Origin of the sequence: Streptomyces sp. NBC_01775 (assembly GCF_035917675.1) — a bacterium.
In the GTDB taxonomy this organism is placed as follows: Bacteria; Actinomycetota; Actinomycetes; order Streptomycetales; family Streptomycetaceae; genus Streptomyces.
Window position 1 is genome coordinate 585,022 of record NZ_CP109104.1, and the last position, 25,339, is coordinate 610,360.

Consider the following 25,339-nt stretch of genomic DNA (forward strand, 5'->3'; position numbering starts at 1 on the left):
AGGTGGGAGGACGGCTGCGGGGCCGCGTCGTCAGGCGGACAGCGAGCGCAGGAACGTATTGGTGAGGCTGGCGAAGGACTCCGCCGAAGCCACCATGGGGAAGTGCTCGTTGCGGGGCAGGATGTGCACGGAGGCGTCCGGCAGGGAGGCGCCCAGCGCTCTCGCGTCGGTGGGGAAGGCCACGAAGTCCCTCTCTCCGCCGACGATGAGGAACGGCATCGGCATCTGCCGGGTACGGATCTGGGGCATGCGCAGATAGGTGTCGAAGAACCGGATCCAGCCGTACGGTCCGATGAAGTCGCGGACCTTGAGGGCCACGGCGAGCTGGCGTTCGCTGACGCCCGGTGCCTTGCGGTGGGCCCGCATTCCCGTGGCCAGGATCCGGTCGAAGTTGTTCAGGTAGTAGGCGATCGACTCCCAGTCGAAGTCGTCGGACGTGGCGCGGTAGAGCGGGGAGACGAGGACGGCGCCGCGCAGCTTCCGGCCGCCTGCGACGAGGGCGTCGTGCGGCCCGGTGATCTGCTGGTCGAGCCAGCTCAGCACGGTGCTCGTGCCGAACGAGTGGGCCATGAGGACGTCGACCCCGCCGGGCACCCGGGAGACCGCGAGATCGACCCACTCCTCCACCGACCGAAGGGTCCAGTCCCGCACACCCGTGCCGCGCCAGGGCATGTCGGCCTCCCAGAGCTCGCAGCGCGGGTCGGCCCGGGTCACAAACGGGCTCCAGACGGTGGAGTTGCTGCAAAGCCCGTGGACCAACAGCACGCGCACCGGTTCGGGCGCCTCGGCAGGACGGGCGAGCCGTACGAGCACGGGCTCTCCCCCGGAGTCCGTGGTGCCGTCGTCGTGGGGTGTCGATGCAGCGGTGCCGGAAGCCATCACCGGTCTCCTCCCACCGGGCTGATCAGCATGGCCGCGACCGCGTCCGCGTCGTCGCCGTCGCCGTTGGTGAGCAGCGCGCTGCCCGCGTCGTGCGACGGGAACCAGCCCACGGCCGCGGCGCACTGAAGGACGCCGAGCGCTCCGGACGCCTCGCCGTGGTCCGCGGAGAGGTCGTAGCGGGGCAGGGCCGGCGCCCCGCCGGCCGCGTCAGCGCCGTCGTCGGCGCCGGTGCCGGTGCCGGTGCCGGTGCCGGTGCCGTGCGCGGGCCCGCTTAGCCAGAGCCCGGCCGCCCCGGGAGCCTCCCGGTCCTGGCCGGTCAGGTGGTGCACACAGGCCGCCAGGCTGCCCTCCCTGCGGTAGGGCCCGAGCCGGGCCACCGGCTCGGCGCCACGGGCCCGTGCGGTCTCCTCGTCCTCCAGGAGCAGCGCCACGGCACCGTCGAAGAGACGGCGCCCGGAGCTGCCAAGGAGGCGTTCGACCACCGTGTTGGAGGTCTCCACGCCGACAACGAGGCTCTGCGAGCCGCGGTTGGCGGACAGCAGGGACATGCCCCAGTGCACGGCATCCAGGCCGGAGGTGGGGCCGTTGCAGAGCATCAGGCTGGGACCGCGCAGCGAGAACCGCGTCGCCACGGCGGAGGCGACGACGTTGCTGGAGGCGACGGGCAGCCTCATCGGACTGATGCGGTCCGTGCCCTCCTCGGCGATGTCCGCGGTCACCGTGCAGACGGTGTCCAGGTTGCCGAGGTTCGAGCTGGCCACGACCGCGACGGAGGCCCCGCCTTCGTTCTCGGAGGCGGCGGTGGGCAGCGCCGCCTCGCGCAGCGCGTCGTGGGCCGCACAGAGCGCGAGCTGCGATGCCCGGTCCAGGTAGCGCAGTCCCCGGCGCCCGATCCGCTCGGCGGGGTCCACGGGACCGGCCGAGGGGGCCGGCGGGCGCATCAGGTCAGCGGGGGCCGTGACGCCCGGGACGGCGAGTCCCACCCCGGTCACGGCGATGTTTCCCGGAGGCGGCATCAGGCGGCTCCTTCCAGGAGGGCGACGGCGTTGACCCCGCCGAAACCGAAGGCGTTGACCTGAGCGACGCGGAGGCCGGGCTCCGCCCGGGCAGCGTGCGGGACGAAGCGGAAGTGTTCGGATCCGGGGGCCGGGTCCTCCAGGCCGAGCGTGGGCGGCACCCTGCCGGTGGCCAGCGCCCGTGCGGCGACGATCAGGCTGAGCAGACCCGAACCGCCGGACGTGTGGCCGGTGGCCCCCTTCAGCGCTGTCATCAGCGGATGCCCGGCGGCTTCCCCGAACACCTCGGCCATGGCGGTGATCTCGGCCTCGTCGTTGAGGGGTGTGCCCGTGCCGTGCAGCAGTGCGAGGTCGATCTCCGCCGGCTTCACCCGCGCTGTCGCATGGGCCAGGCGGATGGCGGCGGCGATGCTTCGGGGGTCGGGCGCGGTCGCGTGCCCCGCGTCGCAGTTGAGGCTCACGGCGCGCAACCGGCCGCAGGGCCTCGTCCCAGTCGCCGGTCCTTCCCTGGAGAGGACGACGGCCGTGGCCCCGTCGCCCATGAGCGTGCCCCGGCGCGTCCGGTCGAACGGCCGCACCCGGTCGGGCGGAGTCAGCTGCACACGGTCGAGGAGACCGAACATGCTCTCGGTGATGGCGTCCACTCCCGCGACGACCACGGTGTCGGCGGCTCCGGCGCGGAGCATGTCGCTGCCCATCGCCAGGGCGTACAGCGAAGCAGAGCAGGCGTTGGAGACGGTGTACGTGCGGGTGGCTCCGAAGCGCTCCCGCAACGCCGTGCCGAAGTGCAGCCGCTTCACATCGAACGGCGTGTCGTCGCGCCACGAGAGTTCGGCCGAGCGCAGCTCGCGCAGGCCCGTTCCCACAATGACCGGGACGTCGCCGAGGTCGTCCCCGAGGTCCGCGTCCGCCAAGGACTCCTCGATCGCCTGGATGAGCCAGCGCGTGGCGCGCAGGGGGACGTCCTGGCCGGGCGCGGGCCTGTCGTCGATCTCGTAGGCGCTGTCCGCGCGGTAGCGGTCCGGACGGAACCCGCGCAACGGCGCCAGTCCGTCGCGGCCTTCGCACAGGGCGTCGAAGATCTCGGTCACCCCGCGGCCGACGCTGGTCACCGCGCCGCTGCCGGTCAGCAGCCATCCCGTCGGCGGTGTGTCCCGTTCGCTCGGCCGGGTCACGCGAGCTCCTGGTCGTAACGGCCGTAGATGAGGACCGCGTTGTTCCCGCCGAAGGCCAGACCGTTGTTCTGGACCACGCGGGGCCGGGCCTCGACGGCGTGGTTGGGGACGCAGTCGAGACCGCACTCCGGGTCGGTCTCGACGTGGTTGACGGTGGGCGGGATGAAGCCCTCCGTGATGGCGAGGACGCACCCGATGGAGGCCAGGGCGCTGGCCGCGCCCATGCTGTGACCGAGCATCGACTTGACGGAGATCGTGGGCGGCGCGGTTCCGGAGCCGAAGACCCGCCGGATGGCCGTCGCCTCCGTCACGTCGTTGGCCCTGGTCCCGGTGCCGTGCGCCGAGATGAAGTCGACGTCCTCGGGCTTCACGTCCGCGTTGTCGAGTGCGAGCCTCATGCAGTGGGCCACGCTGTCTCCGTTGGGGGCGACGGGGTGGTCGGCGTCGCAGTTGAGCCCGAAGCCGAGGACCTCCGCATGGATGCGGGCTCCGCGCGCGAGGGCGGATTCGAGACTCTCCAGGACGAGGACCCCGGCCCCCTCGCCGGTGAGAATCCCGCTGCGGTTCTTGTCGAACGGCTGGCAGCGTTCCGGGGCGATGGTCCCGATCCGGTAGAAGCCCGTGAACGTCTTGCGGCACAGCGCGTCCGCGCCACCGCACAGGGCCATGTCGACATCGCCCGCCCTGATGGCGTCGAAGCCGTATCCGACGGCGTAGTTGCCGGCCGCGCAGGCCGTGGGGAGAGTGACCGCCTCGACTCTGTCCAGGCCCAGTTCGTGGACGACCGCGGCGGACAGCCGGTCCGCCGTCACCCGGGCGGCCACGGCCGGGTCCAGGGCCCCCGGACCGTGGGCCAGCTCGGTCTCGACCAGCCCGTCGAGGTCGCGGGCCTCACCGTCGGTGGTGCCGACGGCGACGAGGCAGGAGCGCTCACGCAACTCGGCCGTGTCCAGTGCGGCGTGCCCGACCGCCATCCGGGCAGCCGCAGCGGAGAACTGGCCGGCCCGGCCCAGGCTCTCCGGCGGTGTCCGTATCCAGTCCTCGGGGGAGAACCCGACGACTTCGCACCCCATCGCGTGGTCGAAACCAGAGGTGTCGAAAGCGCTGATATGACGCACCGAGCTGCGTCCGGAACGGAGACCGTCCAGGAATTCAGCGACTTCGACACCAATGCTCGAAACGACCCCCATTCCGGTTACCACAACACGGCCCGTTGATTTGTCGAGCATGGTGCGCCGCCTCCGAGAATGAGCAGGTGCTACTTTTCGGACGCTTTCGAAACGACACTGTAAACGCCTTCGAGGTTGACCATTCCGGCCAGCTCCGACTGTTCGATCGTCACGTCGAACTCCTTCTCCAGAGCGGCGAGTATCTCGATGGCCCGGAGCGAGTCTGCGTCATGTTCCTCTTTGAAGCGACTGGTTTCGGAGAGTTCACCGGAATCTATCTCAAGAATTTCACACACGATCTCCTTGATATTCTCCCGGTCTTCCTGGGTGAGCGAACTCATGTTGCCTCCCGGGTCTGCTGTGCCTCCGGATCCACCAGATCAAATACTATGGGGGCCGGTCCCACGAGTGAAGGAATATGGCCTTAAGCTGCCATCCGGGATTGGCCGACCCGAACGGCCGCGCTCTTTCCCCTGAAGGGCCGGGCTGCGAAGTCGCGCTCTTATGTGCCGGAGGGCTGACCGAGATCCGGTGCGTCGAACCGCATTGTGGGAGGCAGAGTCCTCGGCTCGGGAAGCATGTGCAGCCGCTGAATGTCCGCCGCCGACGGCAGGGAAGCGGCGCACTCGCAGGATTCGTCGGTGAAACCTGCAAAGCGGTAGGCGATGTCCATCATCCGGTTGCGGCTGGTGGCACGGAAGTCAGCAACCAGATGCACACCGGCCCGGAAAGCCTCGGTCGTGAGCCAGTTGAGAATCGCAGCGCCGACACCGAAGGAGACCACCCGGCATGAAGTTGCCAAAAGCTTGACGTGCCAACGGCGGGGGTCGGTGTTCAACAGCAGCACGCCGATGGCACCGTGCGGCCCGAACCTGTCGGTGAGCGTGGCCACGAGCACCTCGTGAGCGGGGTCGGCACAGAGGTCACGCAGATCCGCGTCGGAGTAGTGCACGCCCGTCGCGTTCATCTGGCTCGTGCGCAGGGTCAGTTCCTCGACGCGCGAGAGCTCGGCGTCGTCCGCCCTGCGCAGGCGGAGCCGGAGGCCGAGCGTGCGCAGGAACTGCTCGTCCGGCCCGGGGTATGCCTCCCGTCGGGTCTCCCGCTCGATGTTGGCCTGGTACATCTCCCGGCGCCGCCGGGAGTCGACCGTGATCGTCCGTGGGCTGAACTCCTGGAGCTCCAGCAGGGTGGGCGCGTGCTCGGCGGGGTAGCAGCGGACCTCCGGGAGGTGGAAGGAGACCTCCGCGCGTTCGGCGGGCTGGTCGTCGATGAAGGCGAGCGTGTCCGGGGAGAAGTTGAGCTGCTCCGCGATGCGGCGGACGGCTTCCGACTTCGCTCCCCAGCCGATCTGGGGGACGACGAAGTACTCGGCGAGGCCCAGCGATTCCAGGTGTGCCCAGACCGGCTCGTACTCGTTCTTGCTGGCCACCGACTGGAGGATGCCCCGGGAGTCGAGTCCCTTGACGACGGCGGCGATGTCCTCGCCGAGGTGCGCCTCCCCGTCCTCCAGCAAGGTGCCCCGCCACAGCGTGTTGTCCAGGTCCCAGACCAGGCACTTCACGACGGGCTGTTGACTGTTCATCGGTCCCCCAGACGGTCATCGCGCGACAGTGGTCAGCGCGTGCTCGGCCAGAATGAGCTGGCAGATCTCGCTGCTGCCCTCGATGACTTCCATCAATTTCGCGTCCCGGTAGGCGCGCGCGACCACATGCCCGTCGCGGGCGCCGGCCGAGGACAGCACCTGGAGCGCCGAGGCCGCTCCCTCGACAGCCTGTCCCGCGCTCACGTGCTTGGCGAGGACCGTGGCGACCGCGGCATCGGGTGCTCCCTCGTCCCAGCAGGAGCTGGCGTGTTCACAGGCTCTCGTCGCCACCTGCTCGGCCACCAGCAGCTCGGCGAGGCGGCGGGCGACGAGCTGGTGTTCCGCCAGCGGCTTGCCGAACTGACGCCGAGCCGCAGCGTGGCGGCAGGCGGCGGCCCGGCAGGCCCGCAGGATTCCGACGCAACCCCAGCCCACCGACATCCGGCCGGACGCCAGAGCGGTCGTGATCAGCAGGGGCAGCGGCATCCCGACCCCGCCCAGCACATGATCGGCCGGCAGCCGTACGGACTCGAAGCGCACGTCGGCGTGCCCGGCGGCGCGGCAGCCGAGCGGGGCGGTGATCCGCTCCACACGCACCCCGGGCGCCGTGGCGGGCACGACGACGGCGGCGGCCCCGCCATCGAAACGGCCGAAGACCACCAGCAGGTCGGCGTAGTGGGCGGCGGTCATCCAGACCTTCCGCCCGTCCACGACGACGGTGTCACCGTCCTTGCGGATCTCGGTGCCCATGGCGGACAGATCGCTTCCGGCCTCCGGTTCGCTGAGCCCGACAGCCGCCCGCTTCGTCCTGGCCAGCTGCGGAAGATAGGTACGTCGCTGGGCGGGGCCGCCGAAGCGCTGGACCGTCCAGGCCGCCATGCCCTGCGAGGTCATCACGCTGCGCAGCGATCCGCACAGGCTGCCCACCTGGGCGGTGAACTCCCCGCTGCTGAGGCTGTCCGCGCCGAGCCCGTCGTACTCCTCGGGCACCTGGGGGCACAGAAGGCCCCGGTCACCGAGCTCGCGCAGCACCTTCTCGGGCAGCAGGCCGGTCACATCCCACGACTCGGCCTGGTCGCCCACCAGCTCCGCGGCCAGCGGACCCGCGCCTGCCAGCGGACCCGCGCCTGCGAGCGGATCAGGACCCATCGCCGGACGCCTCGTGCCGGAGCCGGTGGACGAGTTCCGCCATGGAGGCGACAGAGCGGAAGTGGTCCATCTTCAGGTCCGGGCCGACGATCGACACATCGAACGTCTGCTCAAGCCGTACGACCAGTTGCATCGCGAACATCGACGTGATCAGCCCCGCGTCGACCAGGTCCAGGTCGCGCTCGACCGGGCTGCGCAGCTGCTCTTCGAGGAACGACATCAGGTCGCGCTCGATCTCCGCGTGGGAACCCGGCCCGGTTGTGGCCGGCCGCTCTGCCGTCATGACGTCATACCTCCTGGGTCGGGAAGGCTTGCCGGTGCTGGATCCCGGGCCCTCCGTCGGTCACGTTCTCCTGCCGCGCCCCGCCCGGCCGGGCGGGTCTCACGGCGTCTTCTTGCGGATGAGGGAGATGCCGTCGGCCATGGGCAGCATCGAGAGATCCACCCGGTCGTCCGCGTGGACGCGCCGGTTGAGCTCCCGTATCGCCGTGGTGTCCGGGTCCCGCGCCTCCGGATCGGTGACCCGGCCGAAGAAGACGGTGTTGTCCAGCACGATCAGTCCGCCGGGCCGGACGAGGGCGAGAGCGTCCTCGTAGTAGGAGGGGTGGTTGCGCTTGTCCGCGTCGATGAACACCAGGTCGACCGTGTCCGCGCCACCGTCGGCGACGAGACCGGCGAGCGTCCTCCGGGCGTCGTCGATGCGCACTTCGATGCGGTCCTCCACCCCGGCACGTTTCCAGTACGGACGGCCGATGTCCGGCCATCTGGCCGTGATGTCGCAGGTCACCAGGCGTCCGCCGGAAGGCAGCGAGCGTGCCATGCACAGCGTGCTGTAGCCCGTGAACGTGCCGATCTCCAGTACGGAACGGGCACCGGTCAGGGCGACCAGCAGCGTCAGGAGCTGTCCCTCCTCCGGCATGACCTGCAACGTCCGCCCCATCGGGTAGGTCACCGTCTCCTCGCGGAGTTCGCGCAGGATCTCGTCCTCCTGGAGCGAGACCTCGCGCACATAGGCGAGCAGTTCCGGCGGGAAGCCGGTCTGGTCAGCCATCCGTCCGCCGCCCTTCGCCCTTGTGGCCGCCACGTCGGCCGAGCCGTACGGGGAGCCGTTCGAGCCCGCGCATCACCACGCTGAACCGCCACTCCAGTTGCTGGTGCGGCACCGCGAGATCGATGCGGTCGTACCTGTCCAGCAGCTTGGTGAAGGCGATCTGCGCCTCCAGCCGGGCCAGGGGCGCACCGAGGCAGTAGTGGATGCCGTGGCCGAAGGCGAGATGGCCGCCGGTCTCACGGCCGATGTCCAGCACGTCGGGGTTGTCGTAGACGCATGTGTCGTGGTTGGCGGAGTCGATGCTGAGGATCACGAACTCGCCCTCCGGGATCTCCACCCCGCCGATTTGTACGGGCTCCGTGGTGAACCGCAGTGTCGCCTGGTTCACCGGGCTGTCGTAGCGGAGGAACTCCTCGACCGCCCTGGGCAGTTGCGACGGGTCCGCGCGCAGCGCCGCGAGCTGGTCCGGATGGGTCAGCAGGGCGAGGAGGCCGTTGCCGATCAGGTTCACCGTCGTCTCGTGCCCGGCCGCCAGCAGCAGGCAGGCCATCGACACCAGTTCGTCCTCGCTGAGCCGGTCTCCGGAGTCCTGGGCATGGACCAGCGCGGACAGCATGTCCTCCCGCGGTTCCTTCGCCTTGGCCGCGACCAGGCCGTACAGGTACCGCTCCATCGCTGCCGAGGCCTCGTTGACCACCTCTGGGGGCAGAGCCGACACGAGCGTGTTCGACCACGACCGGAACATCTCCCGGTCGGCCTGGGGAATGCCCAGAAGCTCGCAGATCACCTTGACCGGCAGGGGGACGGCGAAGGCCGCCAGCAGGTCGGTGTGGGTCTCGCCCTCCAGCGCGTCCAGCAGCTCGTCACAGATCTCACCGATGCGGGGCCGGAGCCGCTCCACGGCCCGCGGGGTGAACGCCTTGTTGACGAGGGTGCGCAGTCTGCCGTGTCCCGGCGGATCCGTGTTGAGCATGTGGTGCAGCAGGGACTGCCCGAACACGCTGTCGCTGCCGGACAGGGAGTACCGGTCCAGCAGCTCGGCGACCCGGCGCGAGTCCTTGGCGAATCTCGGGTCGGCCAGTACCGACCGGACCTCCGCGTGGCCGGTGACCAGCCACGGCCGGAAGCCGGACGACATGACCGTCTGACGGACCGGGACGTCTGTCATGACGCTCCTCCTCGCGTGAGCCAGGATGCGAGCGCGGCAGCGGTCGTCGCCGCGTGGTCGCGCATCATCGTCGCGTGATCGCCGGGAACGGTGAGCGTCTCGGCCACCCCGTCCGGCCCTTCGGGGATCTCCCCGCCGGCGGCGTCGAGGTGCGGCTGTTCCGCCGCGCGCAGCAGTACGGCCGATACCGTGACCGCCCGTGGTTCCCACTGCTGGAAGAGCCGCAGGTACCGCCCCATGGCGGTGAGTTCCGCGCTGTCGATGTCCAGCGTCCGCAACAACGGCGCGTTGGCCGTCATCAGTTCGTCGAAGACCTGGTGGGCTTGGTGCGGGTCCGGCCGGAAGGTGTCCACCAGCGCCAGACCGCACGGAGTGCGGCCGATGTCCGCCAGGTGCGCCGCCACCTCCTGGGCCACCCAGCCGCCGGAGGAGTAACCGAGCAGGACGAACGGCGCGTCACCGGCGCACTCCAGCACCGTGGCCGTATGTGCCCGGATCAGAGCCTCCCTGTTCTCGGGCAGATCCTCCCCGCTGCCGAATCCGGGATGCGGCAGCACCCACAGCTCCTGCCTGCCGCGGAACGGCGCGGCGAACTGGACGAACTGGTGGGCCCCGGCCGGTGTGACGAACGGAGGGAAGCAGATCAGCACGGGCCGCCCGGGGCCCCGCGCCAGGTGCAGGGGGGAGGCCCGGACCCGCTGTTCCCCGGGGCTGCGGAAACTCGGGCGCAGTTCCGCGGCTTCCTCGAGCATGGGTACCGCCCTCATGGCTCTGCCGTTCTCGCAGGCTCGGCGATAGAGCTCCACCAGGGTGTCGGCCGGACGCTCCCCTGTGCCGTTCCCACCGGGGCCGAGCAGCGCGGAGCGCAGATGGTCCGCGAGCAGTGCGGGCGACGGGTACGTCAACGCCAGGCTGGTGGGCAGTTTGAGGCCGGTGGCGGCGGACAGCCGCTTGCGCAGCTGGACGGAGGTCAGTGAGTCGAGGCCCAGTTCGGTGAACCGGTCCGCGGGCTCCACGTCCTCCGCCGAGTCGTGGCCGAGGACGGTCGCGATGTGGCCGCGGACCAGGTCGAGAAGCGCCTGCTTCTGGTCCTGGGCGGAGAGCCCGGCCAGGTCGCCGGCCAGGTCGGCGGCAGCGACGGGCGGCTCCTCCGGCTCCCGGGAGCGCGCCGTCGGCACAGGCTTGCGGTGCTGGGCGTGCCAGGCCGACAGGAGCGGAAGAGCCGGTTCGAGCACGGCGACGTCGTCCGTGCCGACGCCCATGGCCGCGGCGAGCGCGGGCAGGTCGGAACGCTGGACCAGGTCCCAGAACTCGCCGTCGGCGGTGTGCTGGCCACCCGCCCCCAACGGCACGTACTCCGGCCAGTACGGCTTGCGCTGGAAGGGGTAGGTCGGCAGATCGACCCTCCGGGGGCTGCTGCCGGCGAACGCGGGCTCCCAGTCCACCTCCACACCGCGGACGTACATCTCTGCGGCGGCGAACAGGAACCGGTCGAGGCCACCCTTCGCGCGGTGCAGCGTGTCGCCCACCACGGGGTCGGCGTCGGCGGTGTCCGCGATCGCCTCGATCATCTCCACGAGCAGGGGGTGCGGGCTGATCTCGACGAACGCCTCGTGGCCGCGGGTGATGAGCTGACGCACCGCCGTTTCGAAACGGACCGTCTGCCGGGCGTTGCGGTACCAGTAGTCGGCGTTCAGCTCGGTGGTCTCCAGGAGATCGCCGGTGACGACGGAGAAGAACGGGATGTGCCCCGGCTTCAACGAGATCCCGTCGAACGCCGCCAGCAGGCCGTCACGCAGGGCGTCGACCTGGGCCGAATGGCCGGCGCCGGTCGCGGCACGGATGAGGCGCGTCCGGACGCCCTCGCCACCGAGCTCGTGCAGCAGGGCGTCGACGGCCTCCGGGTCACCGGAAACGGTGAGGGAGGACGGCCCGTTCTCCGCGGCGACGGAGAGCCGGTCACCGAACGCCTCCAGCCGGCGGTGGAGCTGCTCGGCGGGCATCGCGACGGCCGCCATGGCGCCCTTGCCGTGCAGCGGCATCAGCGCGTCGATGCGACGGGCGATGAGCCTGGCGGCGTCCTCCAGCGTGAGGGCTCCGGCGATGTGCGCCGCGGCGATCTCCCCCTGCGAGTGCCCCACCACGGCGGCGGGCTGCACCCCGTAGGACTGCCACAGGCGCGTGAGCGCCACCATCACCGAGAACAGCACCGGCTGGACCACTTCGCCGCGGTCGAGCGACGGCGCCTTTGGTGCCTGCCGCAGTACGTCGATGACGGACCAGCCCATCAGCGGTGCGAACGCGCGCGAGCACTCCTCCAGGGCCGCCGCGAACGTGGGCGAGGAATCGAGGAGTTCCACCCCCATGCCCGCCCACTGCCCGCCTTGCCCGGGGTAGACGAAGACGGGCCTGCCCAGATGGTGCCGCGCGAGGCCACTGACGACGTCAGCCGAGGGCTCTGCCTGCTCGACGGCGGCCAGTCCCTCGCACAGCTGCTCGCGGTCCCGTCCCACCACCACCGCACGGTGCGGCAGCGCGGACCGGGATGTGACGAGGGACCAGCCCATATCGGCGATGCCGACGTCCGCGTCCGGCCCCGCCCGGCCGCGCAGGTTGCGGGCCTGCGCGCGCAGCGCGGCACGGCCCTTGCCGGACAGCACCCATGGCACGACGGCGGGTGTCACGCGCTCCTCACCCGGCTGCTCCGGCTCCGGTGCGGCCGGGACGGGGGCCGGAGCGGGGGCCTCCTCCAGGATCACGTGCGCGTTCGTACCGGCCCCGCCTATGGACGACACGGCGGCGCGGCGGGGGTGTTCCCCGGCGGGCCATGGGCGGGCCTCGGTCAGCAGGCGTACTCCTCCGGAAGACCAGTCCACGTGCGAGGACGGCTCCTCCGCATGCAACGTCCGGGGCAGCACACTGTGCCGCATCGCCTCGACCATCTTGATCACACCGGCCACACCCGAAGCGGCCTGCGTATGCGCGATGTTCGACTTCACCGACCCCAGCCACACCGGCCGATCCGCCGACCGCCCCCGCCCATACGTCTCCAGCAACGCACCCGCCTCGATCGGGTCCCCCAACCGCGTCCCCGTCCCATGCGCCTCAACCGCATCCACCTCCACCGCCGAGACCCCCGCACCGGCCAACGCCGCACGAATCACCCGCACCTGCGCCGGACCATTCGGCGCCGTCAGACCATTCGACGCCCCGTCCTGGCTCACGGCGCTGCCGCGCACCACCGCCAGAACCCTGCGACCCTCCCGCAACGCATCCGACAAACGCTCCACCAACACCACACCAACACCCTCACCCCACCCCGTACCATCCGCCGACTCCGCGAACGCCTTGCACCGACCGTCCACCGACAGGCTGCGTTGCCGTGCGCCCTCGACGAAGACCCGCGGGGAGACAATCACCGCGGCGCCACCGGCGAGGGCGAGGTCGCACTCGTGGGACCGCAACGCCTGACACGCCTGATGCAACGCCACCAACGACGACGAACACGCCGTATCCAACGTCACCGCAGGACCCCGCAGCCCCAGCGTGTACGCCAACCGCCCCGACATCACGCTCTGGCCGTTGGCGGCCAGCAAGTACCCCTCGTCGGCTTGGGGACTGCGGTCCAGCAAGCTCAGGTAGTCGTCGCCGGACGCGCCGACGAACACACCCGTCGACGTGCCGTGGGCCGACGTGGGTGCGATGCCGGCCTTCTCGAAGGCCTCCCACGCCGTCTCCAGAAGCAGCCGCTGCCGCGGGTCCGTCATCAGCGCCTCGCGCGGGGAGATCCCGAAGAACGCGGGGTCGAACCCGGCGGGGTCGTCCAGAAAGGCGCCCTCGCGCACATAGGAGGTGCCCTGCTGATCGGGGTCCGGGTCGTACAGGCTCTCCAGGTCCCATCCGCGGTCCGCCGGGAAACCCGTCACCGCGTCACGGCCGGACTCCACCAGCTCCCACAGATCCTCCGGAGAAGCCACCCCACCGCCGTACCGGCACGCCATCCCCACAATCGCGATCGGCTCCCGCGCGCGCTCCTCCAGCTCGTGCACGCGCTGTTTGGCATCGCGCAGGGCCGCGGTGGCCCGCCTGAGGGAATCAAGGGTCCTCGCGTCTTCCGCCACGTCAGTTCACCTGTCTGATCGCATCGATGTCCTGGGCCGGTCCCGGGTCACGGTGTGCCCAGTTCGCCGTCGAGGAGGTCGAGCAGCTCGTTGACACCGGCCGCTTCGAGGTCGTCCGCTGTCCGGTCGTCCGCCTCGGACCGCCGCGCGCCTCCCCACTTCCGGACCAGGCCGGTGAGCCGGGCCTCGATGGCGCGGCGTTCCTCCGGCCCGTGGGAGGCGGCGGTCAGCGCCTGCTCGAGCTCGTCGATCCTCAGCAACGTCTCGTCGGCCACCGGCTCCTCCGGGACCAGCCGGGTACGCAGGAAGGCGACGAGCTCGGTGGCGGTGGGGTGGTCGAACACGACCGTGGCGGGCAGCCGCAGACCGACCGCGGACCCGAGCTGGTTGCGCAGCTGCACGGCCGTCACCGAGTCCAGGCCCGCGTCCAGGAACGTCTGCCGCGGGTCCAAGGCCTCGGGCTCGGAGTGCCCGAGCACAGTGGCCACCTGGGTGCGGACCATGTCGAGAAGCAATCTGTCCTGTTCCTGCCGTGAGGATCCCGCCAGCCGGTCCGCGAGCGACGACGGCTGCTGCCCGCTGGAGACGTCCTGTTCCCCGGCGGCGCCGTGCAGTGTCTCGACCGCTTCCCACGCCTCGGGCAGTTCCCGCAGCAGCGGGCGCCGACGGGCCAGGGCAAAGCCGGTGACGAACCGCTCCCAGTCCATGTCCGCGACCGTCACCAGGGTCTCGTCGGCGTCCAGGCTGTACTGCAACGCCGCGAGCAGCTGCTCGGGTTCCAGCACATGGACGCCCCAGCGGTGCAGCGTCTCGTCCGCCGCCTCCTGCCGGGTCAGCCCCGCCTCGGCCCACGCGTCCGCCGGCAGCCCACGGCGACGCAACGTCTCCTGCGCGGCGTCACGGACCGCCATGCCGTCGCCCGCCCAACCGCCCCAGGCGATTGCCGTGGCGGGCAGACCGTGTGTCCGACGGTGCTGCGCGAGCGCCTCCAGGTACGTGTTCGCCGCGCCGTAACTGCCGTGCCGCCCCACCCCCCACGTCGCGGTGACGGCGGAGAACAGCACGAAGGCGTCCAGGCCGAGGTCCTCGGTCAGCTCGTGCAGATGCCGCGCACCGACGGCCTTGGCCTCCACGATGTCGGCGAGGTCCGCGGGGCTCGTGTCCTCCAGCTCCTGGAGCCGGCCCACCCCCGCGGTGTGGAAGACCGCCGACAGCGGCAGATCCTCCGGTACGGCGGCCAGCACCCGGCGCAGGGCCTCCCGGTCGCGTACGTCGCAGGCCGCCACGGTCACCCGGGCGCCGAGCGCTTCCAGTTCGCGCACCCGTTCCGGCATGCCGGGAGCCGCGTCGCCGCGCCGCCCGAGCAGCAGCAGGTGCGGGGCCCCGTCGCGGGCGAGCCGGCGGGCCACGTGCCCGGCCTGCACCCCGGTGCCCCCGGTGATCAGTACCGTGCCGTCCGGCCGGGGACGCCAGGTGTGCGGGCGGTGCGAGGCGTCGCGGGGTGCCCGGACCAGGCGGCGGACGTGCACCCCGTTGTCGCGGATCGCGAGATGGTCCTCGTCGGTGGCCGCACCGAGCACTCCGGACAGGTGCCGGAACACCCCGGCGTCCAGCGCGGGCGGCAGGTCGACCAGACCGCCCCACCGCTCCAGGTGCTCCAGGCCGACGACCCGGCCCAGCCCCCAGGTCAGCGCCTGCGAAGGGTGGTCCAGCGGATCCTTCCCGCCGACGGACACCGCCCCCCGGGTGAGCAGCCACAGCGGCGCCCGCACCCCGGCGTCACCGAGGGCCTGCCCACACGCCAGCGTTCCGGTGACGCCCGCCGGTATGCCCGGGTGCTCCGGGTCGGGCTCCTCGTCCAGCGCCAGCAGCGACACGACGCCGGAGATGTCCGACGCCCGCAGACCGGCGCTGTCGAGCGCGGAGCGGAGCCTGCCGAGCAGTTCCTCCCGCCGCTCTCCGACGGTTGTCACCAGCGGCAGCACCACGGCACCGCTGTCGGACAGCCCGTCGAGCAGCTCGCGCCCCCACTCGTCCGCGGCCCGGCTGTCGGGGATGACGGCGAGCCAGCTCCCCGACAGCCGCCGGCCGGTGAACTCCGCCGGCGACCAGGTGACGCGGTAGCGCAGCCGGTCGAGCGCGGCACTCGCGCGGTCCCGAAGCCGCCAGGCGGTGAGCGCGGGCAGTGCCTCCCGCAGCGAAGCCGCCTCCCGCTGCTCCGCGACCTCCAGCAGTGCCGACAGCTCCGCCGGGTCGCCCCCCTCGACCGCCTGCCAGAACCGCTGTTCGGCGGGCGAGCCGTGGGCCGCGGCGTCCGGGGAACGCCGTACCTTCTCCGGCCAGAACCGCTGCCGCTGGAACGGGTACGTCGGCAGTTCAGCGCGGCTGCTGGGGACGCCCACGAACGCCGGTTCCCAGTCGACCGGTGTGCCCGCGACGAAGACCGCGGCCAGGGAACGGTACAGCTGGTCCAGGCCGCCGTTGTCGCGCTGGAGGGTGGCCGCGACGAGCAGTTCGCCGTCCACGGCGTCGGCGTTCTGCTCCAGCGCGTCCGTCAGCGCGGGGTGCGCGCCGACTTCGAGGAAGCCCCGGTACCCCTGCTCGGCCAGTGCGACGACCGCCGGTCCGAAGCGGACCGTCTCCCGCAGGTTGCGGTACCAGTAGTGCCCCTCCAGCTCCGGCCCGTCCTGCCAGGCCGTGTCCACCGTGGAGAAGAAGGGAATCCGTGCGGTGGCCGGCCGCACCGGTGCGAGCGCCTCTTCCAGTTCGGCCGACAGGTCCTCGATGTGCCGGGAGTGCGCCATGAACTCCACGCCCGGCACCCGCCAGCGCACCACGCGGTGCGCGGAGAGCTGACGCTCCAGTTCGGTCAGCGCGGCGTCCTCCCCCGAAACCGAGACGGAGGAGGGCCCGTTGACCGCCGCGATCGCCAGACGGTCCCCCCAGGGGACGATCATCTCCCGCACCCGGTCCGGAGGAGCCATCACCGACACGATCCCGCCCGTACCGGCCACCTTCAGCAGCGAACGGCTGCGCGCCACCACCACACGCGCGCCGTCGTCCAGCGACAGCGCACCGGCCACGCATGCCGCGGCGACCTCACCCTGCGAGTGGCCGAGCACCGCGCCCGGCTCGACCCCGAAGGCGCGCCACGTCCTGGCCAGCGCCACCATCACCGACCACAGCACCGGCTGGACAACGTCCACACGCTCCAGCGCCTCGGCGTCCGCCAGCACCTCGAACAGGTCCCAGTCCACCCACGGCCGCAGGGCCGCCGCGCACTCCTCCATCCCCTGCGCGAACGCCGGCTCCGAGCGGAGCAGGTCCCGGCCCATCCCCACCCAGTGCGAGCCCTGGCCGGGGAACACGAACACGGGGGCGGCGGTGTGACCGGCTGCGCCGCGGAGCACATGCGCCGCCGGGACCCCAGCGGCCAGCGCCTCCAGCCCGGACACCAGACCGGCGCGGTCCTCGCCGACGACGACCGCCCGGTGCTCGAAGACGGACCTGTTCCTCACCAGCGCGGCGCCCAGTTCCGCGACGTCCAGGTCCGGGTCCTCCCCGACCCTGGCCAGCAGCCGCGCCGCCTGTTCCCGGAGCGCCGGCTCGGTCCTGCCGGACAGCACCCATGGCACGACGGCGGGTGTCACGCGCTCCTCACCCGGCTGCTCCGGCTCCGGTGCGGCCGGGACGGGGGCCGGAGCGGGGGCCTCCTCCAGAATGACGTGCGCGTTCGTGCCGCTGACGCCGAACGAGGACACGGCGGCGCGGCGGGGGTGTTTCCCGGCGGGCCATGGGCGGGCCTCGGTCAGCAGGCGTACTCCTCCGGAAGACCAGTCCACGTGCGAGGACGGCTCCTCCGCATGCAACGTCCGGGGCAGCACACCGTGCCGCATCGCCTCGACCATCTTGATCACACCAGCCACACCCGAAGCGGCCTGCGTATGCGCGATGTTCGACTTCACCGACCCCAACCACACCGGCCGATCCGCCGACCGCCCCCGCCCATACGTCTCCAGCAACGCACCCGCCTCGATCGGATCCCCCAACCGCGTCCCCGTCCCATGCGCCTCAACCGCATCCACCTCCACCGCCGAGACCCCCGCACCGGCCAACGCCGCACGAATCACCCGCACCTGCGCCGGACCATTCGGCGCCGTCAGACCATTCGACGCCCCGTTCTGATTCACGGCGCTGCCGCGCACCACCGCCAGAACCCTGCGACCCTCCCGCAACGCATCCGACAAACGCTCCACCAACACCACACCAACACCCTCACCCCACCCCGTACCATCCGCCGACTCCGCGAACGCCTTGCACCGACCGTCCACCGACAGGACACGCTTGCGGGAGAACTCGACGAACGCTTCCGGGGTCGAGAGCACCGACGCGCCGCCGACGAGGGCGAGGTCGCACTCGTGGGACCGCAACGCCTGACACGCCTGATGCAACGCCACCAACGACGACGAACACGCCGTATCCAACGTCACCGCAGGACCCCGCAGCCCCAGCGTGTACGCCAACCGCCCCGACATCACGCTGGCGGCGTTACCGGTGATCACATAGCCCTCGCCGGCCTCCGGGATCTCGTCGAAGGCGTAGCGATAGTCCTGGTAGTTGGTGCCGATGAACGTGCCGGTGGCCGTCCCCTCCAGGCTTCTCGGGTCGGTCCCGCAGCGTTCCAGCGCCTCCCACGCGGTTTCCAGCAACAGGCGCTGCTGGGGGTCCATGACCGCGGCCTCACGTGCGGACACGCCGAAGAATCCGGCGTCGAAGCCCGCGATGTCGTCCAGGAACGCTCCCGCCCGGGTGTAGGACCTGCCCCTCCGGCCGGAGTCGGGGTCGTAGAGGTTCTCCAGATCCCACCCGCGGTCCGCCGGGAAACCCGTCACCGCGTCACGGCCGGACTCCACCAGCTCCCACAGATCCTCCGGAGAAGCCACCCCACCGCCGTACCGGCACGCCATCCCCACAATCGCGATCGGCTCGCCGCTCCACGCCGGTGGCCGGGCGGGCGCCGACGAGTCCGCCGCGGGCCGGTCCGAGAGACGTTCCCCGAGGTGGCGGGCGACCGCGAGCGGGGTCGGGTAGTCGAAGAACACCGTGGGCGACAGGTCGACACCGGTTGCCCGGGTGAGCTGGTGTCGCAGCGTCTCCCGCGCCTCCTGCTTGATCCCGATCTCCCGGAAGGGCCTGTTGTCGGCGATCCCCGGCCCTGGCGTACCGCCCAGCGCGGAGATCATCCGCTCACGTACCAGGTCCAGCAGGATCCTGGTACGGCGTTCACCGGACTCACCGGCAAGCCGCTCCCGCAACTCGGCGGCGGTCGACCAATGACTGTTCACCACATACCTTCCGCTCGATCGAACGGGGTCAGCGGGCGCCGGCTGACGGTTCGAGCGTGTTCGTGCCGCGTTCCCGCGCGTTGACGAGCACCGCCATGTTGCCCACGGGGTGCGCGTTGTCGAACAAGAGCTGGTGCAGGGAGCCGATGTCCTCGAACCGCTCACAGGTCGAGAGGCAGGGATCGAGCAGGCCCGCGTCCACCAGGCTCACGACATCCCGGAACTGACGGGCGTTGGCACCGTGCGAGCCTTGCAGCCGCTTGGAGCGCATCCACAGATGCCGAAGGTCGATGGTTCCGTCGAAGCCGGTGGTCGCGCCGCACGTCACCACCATGCCGCCGCTGGCGCACAGGTAGACAGAAGTGGGCAGTGTGTCGCGTCCCGGATGCTCGAAGACGATCTGCGGCGACTTCTTGGCCCCGACGATCTCCCAGATCTGTTTCCCCATCGCCCGCGCGCCTTTCAGGAACTCCGCCGTGGCCTCCATGTCGTCGATCGCGGGCAGCCTGCCCCAGTGGTCGAATTCAAGACGATTGATGACGCCTTTCGCGCCAAGGTCACGACAGTACTGGGCGCGGGCCTCGCCGGAAGCCACGGCGATAGGCACTCCGCCGGCCATTTTGACCAGCTGAATGGCCATCGATCCCAGGCCGCCGGCACCGCCCCAGATCAGCACCGGATCGCCAGGCTGCACCGTATTGCCCTGCCAGCCGAACAGCTGCCGGTAGGCGGTGGAGGCACACAGCACGAAGCCCGCGGCTTCTTCCCAGGACAACTTCTCCGGCATCGGATGACACTGATAATCCCGCACCAAGCAGAATTGGGCGAAGGAACCGTAGTTGGTCTCATAGCCCCAGGCACGACCGCTCTTGGATGTCGCGACATCAGCGCCGAGCATGATGTCTTCGTCCTTCTCGTCGTATTGCCCGCCGGAGAGCACTACGCGGTCGCCGACCCGGACGTGCCGCACCCCCTCCCCCACCGCCCACACCACACCGGAGCCATCGGTGCCACCGATATGGAAGTCCTCCGTGAGCCCCTGGCGTTGCCGCATGCCGATGACGTCGACGGGCAGGCCCAGGGATGCCCAGACGTTGTTGTAGTTGATCCCGGCTGCCATCACGTACACCAGCACTTCGCCCGCTCCTACCGCGGGCACGTCGACGACCTCGGTCCGGAAGGCCTGCTTCGGAGGGCCGTACCGCTCCTGGCGTATCACCGAGGCGTACATCCGCTCGGGCACCTCGCCCAGTGGCGGCGTCTCTCCGAACTCGTAAAGGGATTTCGGCATGGCTTCTCCTCTTTCCGGCGGTCGCTCCGGATCCCGAGCGACGCCGATAGGTCCGGGGAATACAGACGGGCTGTCACGGCCGACCTGGCGCCGTCCCGTCCCCATGAGCCGGAGGGTGCGGGCGAGGGAACGGCCCGTTACCGAAAACGAGCACCGTGGACCTGCGCAGGCCGAGAGGCTGCCGCCCGGCAGCCGGGTATTCGGACTCGGTGACAGTGAAGATGTGTTCCGTACGGACGGCGCGTCGAAGGGATCGCCGGTCGGCACGGTGCTTGCTGCAAACCGCTGCCGTCGCGATTCCGCGCAGGAAAATACGACGCCCGACCGACAACTATCCCTCTGCGCTTGGGAAGAGATCCGATCGTCAGCGGTTTCTCATCATGATGTCGGGACGTCGGGCCCCGGGGGTGAGACCTTTGGTTTCACCGGACGAAGTGCCATCCGAAAGTTTTCTCTGCGACTCGCCCATCTCAGCTCCCAGAATTCTCCGCTCACCGGGCATCCAGTTGCCTTCGCGCAGCCCATCCTCTACGAAGCCCCCCGGCCCTGTCCACAAATCGAAACTGCAGCAACAGGCCTGACAAGTTGATGCCACGCCGACCTCGGCGCCGCGAGTTTGGACAGGGCCGGACGGCCTGTCAGGACCTTCCCCGGACCACGCACCGGTCAGCGTTCTCCCGGCCCACCCGCCGGTCCTGGAGCCGAAAACGAGTGTGGCCGTGCCGACCCCGCGGAAGCGGAGAACGGGCACGGCCAAAGAAGCCGGTCGGCGCCGACCGGGCGGTCAGAGCCAGCCGGAGCGAGCGGCCTGCACGCCGGCCTCGAACCGGCTTCGCGCGTTGAGCCGTCGCATGAGGTCCGCGACTCTCCTGCGCACGGTGCGCAGGGATACACCGAGCCGTCGGCTGATGAACTCATCGGTGTTGCCCATGGCCAGGAAGTGCAGCAACTCCCGGTCACGGCGGCACAGTCCCCTGGTGTCCACATGAGACGCCTCGTGCCAGGGAGTGGCCGCCTTCCAGAACTGCTCGAAGAGGGACCGCATGGCGGCCACGGCCCCCTGACTGCGCAGTTCGAGTGCGCCCGCCTGACAGTTGTCGGGGTCGAGGGGCACCAGGGCAACCTCGTTGTCGACGGTCACCACCAGCATGGGCAGCGTGGGGACTGTGCGGGTCAGCCCTCCATAGGACGCCAGCCAGCGCACGTGGCGCAGGGCTGCCGGATCGTTCCGGAAGCTTTCCTGGTAGATGGTCCGGATGGAGACTCCCCGCTCCAGAGCCTTCTGTTCGAGAGTCTTGCCGGCCTCCGTGGTGTCCGCCGCCTGCACACCGGTGGGGGCAAGAGAGAGACACTCGTCCCGCGCCTGGTCCGTCAGTTCTTCCAGACGCTTGTGCACGACGTCGGCGCCGACCAGTCTGTGCACCACTTCGGGGGCGTAACCGGATTTGTTCGCGTATCGCGCGGTCAGTGACGACACCGCCGCGCGCGTGGCTTCGAGTTTCCGCTGTCGGGAACTGAGTTCGAGCTCGTGCTGGGCGAGCAGACCGGTCAGGCGCACTTCAGGGCTCACCGGCTGTACATCGTCGGGGGATTTCGTGCTCCGGTGCAGGAGTTGGAGGTCTGCGAGTTCATCGAACGCGCGGCGCACCTCGCACTCCGACAGGCCGGACAGTCGGGCGACCTTCTCGATCTCCGCGCGGGGATGTTCGAGGGTGACCCGGTAGACCATCTCGACGTCCGCGCTCAGTCCCAGGACTTCAAGCACGGCATGCCCTCAGATCCGCCGATCGGCCTCCCGCCCTGGACTCAGGGGTTAATGCACCGTTGAGAAACGGCGACCGATGTTCACGCTGCCCCTCGCTCGCAGGGGCGTCGCGCGGGAAGGCGATGGCCTTGGCGCGGAGAGGGGCTAAGGCCCCGTCCACGTGCGCGGGGTCCGATTCGGTTCGGCGGTACCGCCAGGCCGGCCGCAGAGGTGCGGCGAGCTCCGGGCGCGGCCGATCGATCGTTCCCACGACGCCCCGGGCGTCGCGCGGGGCCACAGAAGGCCCCACCTCCCTGCCGCGGAGCCGACCGGTCAGCGCGTGGCGGCGGTCACGGCACATGATGTCCGAGCCGAGCAGGGCACATATGCGATCGAATCGGAAAGGAAATTCACTCACGGTAAGCCTCCTTCAGAATTTTCTCGCGAATTCCTGAAGCGAAGACAATTGAAACACCGACCTCAGAGAGCAAGAACGCCTCGTAGATGACCCGTCACGCTCAGCAAAATAACCCGTACAAAGTCGAGTCGTTCTGCCGAAACGTTTCCCTGGGCGCCGACCGACGTGAACTTTCTTGCTTCCACGAGGAAACATGCTTCAAGGCTCAGCCTGTAATCGGCGTCATATCCACTAGCCTCCAGATGACCCCTCCTTCTTGATGGGTCTTACTGAAAACGACGTCACGCAGCACCGGCCGACTACCAGCTCGGGCAGTGCAGGAATTTTTCACGTGTGGATGACCACATGATGGAGGCCGCCACTAGCGGCCAGAAGTTAGATTCTTGTTCTCAAATCGGCGACCATCACCTTGATGTGCGCCTCAGAGGAAAGAGCGACGCCCCTCGCAGCGCCCTCGACCTCGCCCCGTACACTTCGTCCTTTCGCTATCCGATTACATTCCGGAGTCCTCGATCACCATCGAAGCAGCCCTCCGGCGGGCTATAGGAGAGCGGACGGCGGGCCTCCGTCACAACCACTTGAGCGGATGATGGCTTGTTTTGCACGCACTGGCCGAAAACCGTCCCTTGTCCATTGAAGCGAATGCCCTGTATTCATGAGGTCATACCATTTTCCCTTTTCGGGCCGACCTCCACAGACGACCCTCGAAGCGAAGGACCACGCACAATGCGCGGCCAGTCAGAACATCGCGGCGCCCATCGCTCGTTGCTCCGGAAGTTCGACCAACGCCTCAATGCACTGATTGAGGCAATATATCCCGACCCACGCAAACGTCCCGGCTTTGCCCGACTTGCCGCTGAGATCAGAGAGGCGACGGGCGGCACGATCTCCGCCACGTACCTGTGGGAACTGTCGACCGGGAAGAAACGCAACGTCACGCTTGAGCAATTGGACATACTGGCGGAGTTTTTCGGGGTACCACCCGAGTATTTTCTGAATGAAGAAGCATCCAACCGCGTCAACTCCCAATTGCCCCTGCTCTCCGCCTTGCGTGACACCAGGATCAGGAATCTGGCGCTGAGGTCCGAGGGCCTCTCCCCCTCCACTCTTGACGCATTTTTGGTCATGATCAACGAAGCGCGCAAGGTGCAGAATCTATCAGATACCAGCGACGTAGAATTTGACAACGAGGGAACACTCGAATAACCGTTGGCCTCGCATACCCCACTGGCGGCTCCAGCGAATCGCTCGACACCGTGAACGGTGGCAGACCCACTGCCCGCAATCCCTGCCCACACATGCTCCATCACCGTTACACGTGGATCAGAAAAATAGATAGCTGCTATGGGAATTTATCGAAATACGTAAGCGCTGCGAGCCAATGGCAACCAGTATGCGGCTCCCGTCCCGTTCAATATGGACGTGCCCAGCCGCAGCGCGGTGGAGCGGCACAGAAGCCCCCGCAGCCGCGCTCCCTGCCACGAGAGGCTGCGGCAGCCGGTATCCGCGGACAGCGGATCGCCTCCCGGGCGAGGAGGGGCCGCCACACCACCTACGGCACCCGCCCACAGACCCAGACAACCGCCAGTTCCTCGCGCACTCCTCGCCGGCACGACAGAAGATGACCAGGGTCATCACAGCCCGTTCCGGGCATTCACTTTCCGTGGATCACTCGCCGCTGTGGACAACACCACCGCCCCACAGTCACAGCAGCCACCAGGGCCCCGGCATGACCGGCTCGGCTGCACCAGGCGGAGGCGGGACGAACACGGATGGCGGGACGGCACGAGGACGGAGGACGGGGCGGGCGGCCCGGGACGGGCCACGTCCCCGCCCCAGCAGCCGCCCCGATCCGCAACCCCCGCAACCCCGCCCTACCGCCCTTCTCACCGCTTGAGCACGCGGGCGACCTCCGGAGAGGACGACTCCAGCGGCACCGAGCCCGACCGTACGAGCCCGAGCTGTGCGGCCTGCCTGGGCAGCAGCGCGTCCAGCATCCAGTCCGCGAGCACCCGGACCCGGTTCCCCGGCATCGTCGCCACGTGATAACCGCGGGTGACCAGGTTGGCGACCGGTCCCGACAGCGGCACGTGCAGCGGGTTCGCGGCTCCCTGCACCCCGCCGAGGTCGACCATGAAGCCCAGGTCGTGGTGCTTGTACTGGCGCATCGTCCCGTAACCATAGGTGGCAGCCACGTTCCGCGCCGCGACCTTCCCCTGCCGCACGGCGTGCTGCGCCGTCATCGGCGTGAGCTCCCCCGGCCGCGTCAGGTCGGGCACGGCAGCCGCGTCGCCACAGGCCAGGACGTCCGGATGGCCCGGAACGCGCAGGAATTCGTCGACCACCAGACGCCCTTGCTCCGTCTCCAGCCCGACGTCCTGCACCAGGGGGTCGGGCCGCACCCCCACGCACCAGATCAGCGAGCGGGTCGCGATGAACTCCCCGTTCTTCAGCAGCACTCCCTCGCTGGTCGCCTCCTTGACCGACATCTCCGTACGGACATCGACGCCGCGTTTGGTCAGCACCCTGTGCGCGGTCTTCGAGAGGCGCTTGTCCAGCTCGGGCAGGACGCGCGGCGCGACGTCCAGCAGCATCCAGCGAGGACTGCGGTCATCGCGCGGCCCGGACCTCTCGTCGCTGCGGCCGTGCTGCCGGGCCAGGGAGTCGGTGAACATCTTCCCGTGCGCCGCGACCTCCGTGCCCGTGTAGCCGGCGCCGACGACCACGAAGGTGCGACGCGCCTCGGCCTCCTCCGGGTCGTCGCTGGTGGCAGCCATGGCGATCTGTCGGCTGATGTGGTCGCGCAGGTAGAGGGCCTCCGGCATGCCGCGGAAGCCGTGCGCGTGCTCGGCGACGCCGGGAATCGGCAGCAGTTTGTTGACACTTCCGACGGTCAGCAGGAGCCGGTCGTAGCCCAGCTCACCCGTGCCACCCTCGGGGTCCGTGTAGCGCAGCCGGCGCTCGCCGAAGTCGACACCGTCCACCTCGCCGAGGACGAGCCGTACGCGGGGCAGCGTCCCGGCCAGCGATACGGACACGCGCCGTGGCTCCAGGACACCGGAGGCGACCTCGGGCAGCAGGGGCAGGTAGAGGAAGTAGTCGTTCGGGTTCACCAGCACGATCTCCGCCGCACCACGAAGCGTGCGCGACAGGGTGCGGGCCGCCTGGTATCCGGCGAACCCGGCACCGACGATCACAATGCGGGACCGGCTCACAGCCGCGACCTCC

The 25,339-nt window shown here is 69.9% G+C and carries 16 protein-coding genes; 1 reads left to right on the forward strand and 15 read right to left on the reverse strand.

The features are described from left to right. Positions 1 to 30: 30 nt before the first annotated feature. The 14 genes from OHB04_RS02855 to OHB04_RS02920 form a co-directional block, all read right to left on the reverse strand. Positions 31 to 879 carry an alpha/beta fold hydrolase gene (locus OHB04_RS02855; RefSeq protein WP_326686083.1) on the reverse strand — a complete coding sequence of 283 codons (849 nt, stop codon included), beginning with the start codon at positions 877 to 879 and terminating at the stop codon, positions 31 to 33. Beyond that, complete coding sequence (locus OHB04_RS02860; protein WP_326806738.1) at positions 879 to 1,898, reverse strand: beta-ketoacyl synthase N-terminal-like domain-containing protein; 1,020 nt, start codon at positions 1,896 to 1,898, stop codon at positions 879 to 881. The genes OHB04_RS02855 and OHB04_RS02860 overlap by 1 nt, the downstream gene beginning before the upstream one ends. Further along, positions 1,898 to 3,073, reverse strand: coding sequence for a beta-ketoacyl-[acyl-carrier-protein] synthase family protein (locus OHB04_RS02865; protein WP_326686085.1), 1,176 nt, complete (start codon positions 3,071 to 3,073; stop codon positions 1,898 to 1,900). Before OHB04_RS02865 ends, OHB04_RS02860 begins: the two co-directional genes overlap by 1 nt. Beyond that, positions 3,070 to 4,302, reverse strand: a complete 1,233-nt coding sequence (locus tag OHB04_RS02870) for a beta-ketoacyl-[acyl-carrier-protein] synthase family protein (RefSeq protein ID WP_326686086.1) — start codon at positions 4,300 to 4,302, stop codon at positions 3,070 to 3,072. Before OHB04_RS02870 ends, OHB04_RS02865 begins: the two co-directional genes overlap by 4 nt. Positions 4,303 to 4,331: 29 nt before the next feature. After that, positions 4,332 to 4,583: an acyl carrier protein gene (locus OHB04_RS02875; protein WP_326686087.1), complete on the reverse strand. Its 252-nt coding sequence runs from the start codon at positions 4,581 to 4,583 to the stop codon at positions 4,332 to 4,334. 161 nt (positions 4,584 to 4,744) lie between these two features. Next, on the reverse strand, positions 4,745 to 5,824 hold the full coding sequence (locus OHB04_RS02880; protein WP_326686088.1) for an HAD-IIIC family phosphatase: 1,080 nt from the start codon (positions 5,822 to 5,824) through the stop codon (positions 4,745 to 4,747). Between the two features lie 15 nt (positions 5,825 to 5,839). Then, positions 5,840 to 6,973, reverse strand: coding sequence for an acyl-CoA dehydrogenase family protein (locus OHB04_RS02885; RefSeq protein WP_326806739.1), 1,134 nt, complete (start codon positions 6,971 to 6,973; stop codon positions 5,840 to 5,842). Next, positions 6,963 to 7,256 carry an acyl carrier protein gene (locus OHB04_RS02890; protein ID WP_326806740.1) on the reverse strand — a complete coding sequence of 98 codons (294 nt, stop codon included), beginning with the start codon at positions 7,254 to 7,256 and terminating at the stop codon, positions 6,963 to 6,965. Before OHB04_RS02890 ends, OHB04_RS02885 begins: the two co-directional genes overlap by 11 nt. Before the next feature lie 99 nt (positions 7,257 to 7,355). Further along, positions 7,356 to 8,024, reverse strand: a complete 669-nt coding sequence (locus OHB04_RS02895) for an O-methyltransferase (protein ID WP_326686091.1) — start codon at positions 8,022 to 8,024, stop codon at positions 7,356 to 7,358. Continuing rightward, positions 8,017 to 9,192 (reverse strand): cytochrome P450 family protein, encoded by a 1,176-nt coding sequence (locus OHB04_RS02900; RefSeq protein ID WP_326686092.1) that lies wholly within the window; start codon positions 9,190 to 9,192, stop codon positions 8,017 to 8,019. The genes OHB04_RS02895 and OHB04_RS02900 overlap by 8 nt, the downstream gene beginning before the upstream one ends. After that, positions 9,189 to 13,313 (reverse strand): type I polyketide synthase, encoded by a 4,125-nt coding sequence (locus tag OHB04_RS02905; RefSeq protein ID WP_326806741.1) that lies wholly within the window; start codon positions 13,311 to 13,313, stop codon positions 9,189 to 9,191. Before OHB04_RS02905 ends, OHB04_RS02900 begins: the two co-directional genes overlap by 4 nt. Before the next feature lie 47 nt (positions 13,314 to 13,360). Next, positions 13,361 to 18,658, reverse strand: coding sequence for a type I polyketide synthase (locus OHB04_RS02910; RefSeq protein WP_326806742.1), 5,298 nt, complete (start codon positions 18,656 to 18,658; stop codon positions 13,361 to 13,363). A 28-nt stretch (positions 18,659 to 18,686) separates the two neighbouring features. Then, complete coding sequence (gene ccrA, locus OHB04_RS02915; RefSeq protein ID WP_326686095.1) at positions 18,687 to 19,949, reverse strand: crotonyl-CoA carboxylase/reductase; 1,263 nt, start codon at positions 19,947 to 19,949, stop codon at positions 18,687 to 18,689. Positions 19,950 to 20,733: 784 nt separating this feature from the next. Further along, a complete protein-coding gene (locus tag OHB04_RS02920; RefSeq protein ID WP_326806743.1) occupies positions 20,734 to 21,714 on the reverse strand; it encodes a LuxR C-terminal-related transcriptional regulator in 981 nt (326 codons plus the stop codon). A gap of 1,123 nt (positions 21,715 to 22,837) precedes the next feature. On the opposite strand from OHB04_RS02920, the gene OHB04_RS02925 reads away from it, so the two are divergent. Beyond that, positions 22,838 to 23,317: a hypothetical protein gene (locus OHB04_RS02925; RefSeq protein WP_326686097.1), complete on the forward strand. Its 480-nt coding sequence runs from the start codon at positions 22,838 to 22,840 to the stop codon at positions 23,315 to 23,317. A 680-nt stretch (positions 23,318 to 23,997) separates the two neighbouring features. Here the strand turns inward: OHB04_RS02925 and OHB04_RS02930 are convergent. Next, the gene (locus tag OHB04_RS02930; RefSeq protein ID WP_326686098.1) at positions 23,998 to 25,326 is read right to left on the reverse strand and encodes an NAD(P)/FAD-dependent oxidoreductase; all 1,329 of its coding nucleotides are present in this window, start codon (positions 25,324 to 25,326) and stop codon (positions 23,998 to 24,000) included. Positions 25,327 to 25,339 lie beyond the last annotated feature (13 nt).

Excerpts from the sequence above, each read along its gene's own strand:
- OHB04_RS02925 (WP_326686097.1), top strand. The coding sequence starts at position 22,838 with ATGCGCGGCCAGTCAGAACATCGCGGCGCCCATCGCTCGTTGCTCCGG.
- OHB04_RS02885 (WP_326806739.1), bottom strand. The coding sequence starts at position 6,973 with ATGGGTCCTGATCCGCTCGCAGGCGCGGGTCCGCTGGCAGGCGCGGGT.
- OHB04_RS02855 (WP_326686083.1), bottom strand. The coding sequence starts at position 879 with ATGGCTTCCGGCACCGCTGCATCGACACCCCACGACGACGGCACCACG.
- OHB04_RS02860 (WP_326806738.1), bottom strand. The coding sequence starts at position 1,898 with ATGCCGCCTCCGGGAAACATCGCCGTGACCGGGGTGGGACTCGCCGTC.
- OHB04_RS02890 (WP_326806740.1), bottom strand. The coding sequence starts at position 7,256 with ATGACGGCAGAGCGGCCGGCCACAACCGGGCCGGGTTCCCACGCGGAG.
- OHB04_RS02900 (WP_326686092.1), bottom strand. The coding sequence starts at position 9,192 with ATGACAGACGTCCCGGTCCGTCAGACGGTCATGTCGTCCGGCTTCCGG.
- OHB04_RS02895 (WP_326686091.1), bottom strand. The coding sequence starts at position 8,024 with ATGGCTGACCAGACCGGCTTCCCGCCGGAACTGCTCGCCTATGTGCGC.
- OHB04_RS02880 (WP_326686088.1), bottom strand. The coding sequence starts at position 5,824 with ATGAACAGTCAACAGCCCGTCGTGAAGTGCCTGGTCTGGGACCTGGAC.
- OHB04_RS02875 (WP_326686087.1), bottom strand. The coding sequence starts at position 4,583 with ATGAGTTCGCTCACCCAGGAAGACCGGGAGAATATCAAGGAGATCGTG.
- ccrA (WP_326686095.1), bottom strand. The coding sequence starts at position 19,949 with ATGCCGAAATCCCTTTACGAGTTCGGAGAGACGCCGCCACTGGGCGAG.
- OHB04_RS02870 (WP_326686086.1), bottom strand. The coding sequence starts at position 4,302 with ATGCTCGACAAATCAACGGGCCGTGTTGTGGTAACCGGAATGGGGGTC.